The organism is Curtobacterium sp. 9128, from assembly GCF_007673775.1.
Classification (GTDB): Bacteria; Actinomycetota; Actinomycetes; order Actinomycetales; family Microbacteriaceae; genus Curtobacterium.
The window spans coordinates 1-524 of sequence record NZ_VEAF01000016.1 but is presented as its reverse complement, the minus strand read 5'-3'; the positions used below and the strand labels follow the sequence as shown (position 1 = coordinate 524).

The following is a 524-nucleotide window of genomic DNA, read 5'->3' as shown; positions in this document are numbered from 1 at the left end:
GGGGGGTGTTACTTGATCTTGGCGGTGATGGTGGCGGTGCCGACGAGGAGGCCGCCCTTGACGGCGTCGGTCTTGAAGGTGCTGTTGAGCAGCTTCGCGGCGTCGTCGGAGACGTGGACCGTGGTCCCGGTCAGGATCGCGTTGTCACCCTCGAGCTGCAGCGGCTTCAGCGTCCCACCGTGCAGGCTGAACAGGTACGCGTTCGACGCGGCGACCTGCCCGTTGACCAGCACGTCACCCATCAGCTTCGACGAGCCCGGGTTCACCACGAAGTTCTCCAGCGTGACGGTGGTGTCGCCGGCCTTGAGGGTCAGACCCGAGTCGTCGTGGTTGAGCAGGCCCTGCACGTAGGGACGGTACTTGCCGTCCGGGGACCAGTACGTCACCGAACCCGACGTGATCGGGAACGACACCGCCCCGTCCGCCAGGGCCGCGTTCCCGGACACACCCGGCGTCAGACCCAGGCTGGTGAGGGCGTCGGTGAAGCCCTTGTCCAGCGCGACGGAGGTGTTCCCACCGAGCAC

1 protein-coding gene is annotated in these 524 nt (G+C 67.2%); it reads right to left on the bottom strand.

Going from position 1 to position 524, the window contains the following annotated elements:
* Positions 1–8: 8 nt before the first annotated feature.
* Positions 9–524 (bottom strand): hypothetical protein (locus FS641_RS18230; RefSeq protein ID WP_186317840.1); only part of this gene is annotated, 516 nt, incomplete at its 5' end.